This window comes from Enterobacter sp. Ag1 (genome assembly GCA_000277545.1).
In the GTDB taxonomy this organism is placed as follows: Bacteria; Pseudomonadota; Gammaproteobacteria; order Enterobacterales; family Enterobacteriaceae; genus Cedecea.
In genome coordinates, this window is record AKXM01000033.1 from 1 (window position 1) to 2,381 (window position 2,381).

A 2,381-nucleotide genomic window follows, 5' to 3' on the forward strand; every position below is an offset into this window, starting at 1 on the left:
TCCGAATTTGCTGAAAAGTCTGCCGGTTGCCAGAACATGCAACCAACATGAAGCCGGTTATTCCTGATTATGACTGGAGCATATTCGGGGTCAGGGTCACTGCACAAAGGTCAGGTTGAATCATTTTACTTTGGCCATCCCCTGGTCGAAATGCGTCTGGTGAGCCGAGTCTTTGAAATTTAATGTCCTTCAGCAACACCAGAGGCTTCACTATCACAATCTTTTCAACAATGCCTTTGTTTTAATAATTCTAAACAAGATCAAGATATTGCCCTCTTATATAACTTGTAGCCTTTTTTATTTTGTAACGAACCCTTGCGCGTAACCAATCTGAACACTCCCAACTCTGATCGGTAAAAAAATCCTTAAACTTAATTTTAGCAATTTCTCTCTGAGTTAATCCATTATTATACAAGTCATAGAATGACAGATATTCTTGTGTATTTTTCATTGATTTTGTTGTTAAAGCGCAATTTTCTCCATATAAAAAACTAACAAGTCGCAAGTTATTAACTAAGCTTGATTTGTTTAATGAAAAGAACAAAAAATTTTCATTACTGGATAATGCATCCTCTGTTATTATTTGTACATAACCATTTTCATTATAATATTTTGTAATGACACCAATACCCTTTATTTCCAATGATTTATTAATTAATCTCAAGTCTATTTTTGAAGTGCCATAGATGTCATGCTCAGCACACTCTGCAACCTTTGCATAAAGTGTTCTTCTGCTAACTTTAGGACACCAAAAAACGTCTAATGGTGATGATGTATATGGATCAACAAAATTCACCAACCCCCATGATGCTGCAGCGTTATTTACTATTGCTTTTGAGTTTTTTTCTTGAGCCACTTTTAACTGCATTTCATTCCAGCACTCTCTATAGCTATCATTTCTTCTAAGAAATTCCCATGCAAAATCAGTATACATTTATTACTCCTTTTTTTTATTCATCCCTTTAAGAATTTCTGATAAATATTTTTTTTAAATTTTCTCCCTTACATTTTAAATGGCTTTATTTATTATTCTAAATAATGGATTCATTTACTATTACTAATTTAGTTCTGATCTTGAGTTATGCAATAGATTTGACATTTTCAAGAGTGGTTTTAGGATTTTAAGATAGGACTTTTACACTATTAGATAAATTAATGTGAGAGGTATAAAGTATGATGTTTATTATAAGCGACTGTATTGATCGTGATTCAGGCAAGGCAGTTATAAAAAACATAAAAGGACAGGTGTGTGAAATTTACTCATGTTACGAAAGAGATATCATAAAAAAATTCATCTCTCGTAAACCATCAGCAGTAGTCATTAGTGATTTTTTTTTGCTTAGGGATAGCAATGCGTATGAAATATTATTTCATGCGAAAAAAAATAATAGATTACTCTTTATTGTTTCAGATCTTTCAACTTTTAGAGAGGAATATATTCCTGTCGATTACAAAATAATTGTCATAGGGAATAATACTTTGTCAGAGCTTTTGAAGGATAAAGTTAGTAATTTCCTTGTTAAACAAGAATTTAAAAATAAAATTTTAAGTTACAGCAGGACTGAAAGTGAAGTTATTAAATGCCTTTGTGAAGGGAAGAGTGTTAAAGATATTTGCAATCAACATTCCTTCATGGAAAAAACTTTGTCAACTCATATTGGTAATATCAAAAAAAAATCAGGGCTTAGGAGTAAGCAGCAACTGTTTTATTTATACATAATACAAAAAAAGATAAATGATTTTTTACAAAAATCATGAAAATGAAGAGTGAAGTTAATGAGTGATGTCGCCTCTAAAATTTACAATAATAACCTTCAACGTTATGCATCGTATTTTCTAAAAAAATTACAGATCAAAAAGGATTTTTCTTCAACCATCTTGTATTTTTTACTTTTGAAAAAAAATTGATGCGAACACTATAATTAAAATGCATATTATTTTATTTGCATCAAAACAACCAAGTAAGAATATGAATGAACTGTACAGAAAGAACGACACAAAGGATGACGGTTTATACTGGGTTATTTTATTTGTTTTTTTACAACCACACCACCTACATCTTGTGTCATTGATGTGAATAATCTTATTACAATGGTGGCAGCCTCTATAGTCATGCTTGAATACATGATAGTAATTTTCATAACTCTCTTTATTAATCATTTTATTATCCTCTAGAGAGAGATTGCATTCCAGTTGAATCAATACTATTCAAATTCTTATTTTTTAGCAGGGAGTATTTTCTTTTGTAAATTTTATACGTGATGGTAGTCACCTGCCCCCTGGTTTCGATAAAACCTTCAGTTAGTAATGTCGGTTGGTTTTTCTTCATATTTCCTGTTTCGCCAGTCCGTTGCGAATTCAGCTGGTGTCTGGTAATCCAG

General features: G+C 31.4%; 3 protein-coding genes and 1 pseudogene. 2 read left to right on the forward strand and 2 right to left on the reverse strand.

Going from position 1 to position 2,381, the window contains the following annotated elements; translation table 11 throughout:
- Positions 1–96: 96 nt before the first annotated feature.
- Positions 97–183: pseudogene (locus A936_RS24080) on the forward strand (IS6 family transposase); the annotation flags it as partial.
- 67 nt (positions 184–250) lie between these two features.
- Here the strand turns inward: A936_RS24080 and A936_RS23225 are convergent.
- The gene (locus tag A936_RS23225) at positions 251–934 is read right to left on the reverse strand and encodes a transcriptional regulator domain-containing protein (RefSeq protein WP_008458776.1); all 684 of its coding nucleotides are present in this window, start codon (positions 932–934) and stop codon (positions 251–253) included.
- A 239-nt stretch (positions 935–1,173) separates the two neighbouring features.
- Here A936_RS23225 and A936_RS13730 point away from each other — a divergent pair, with 239 nt between their 5' ends.
- Positions 1,174–1,758: a LuxR C-terminal-related transcriptional regulator gene (locus A936_RS13730; protein ID WP_008458777.1), complete on the forward strand. Its 585-nt coding sequence runs from the start codon at positions 1,174–1,176 to the stop codon at positions 1,756–1,758.
- A gap of 406 nt (positions 1,759–2,164) precedes the next feature.
- Here A936_RS13730 and A936_RS23765 read toward each other — a convergent pair.
- Positions 2,165–2,381 (reverse strand): hypothetical protein (locus A936_RS23765; protein WP_237717584.1); only part of this gene is annotated, 217 nt, incomplete at its 5' end.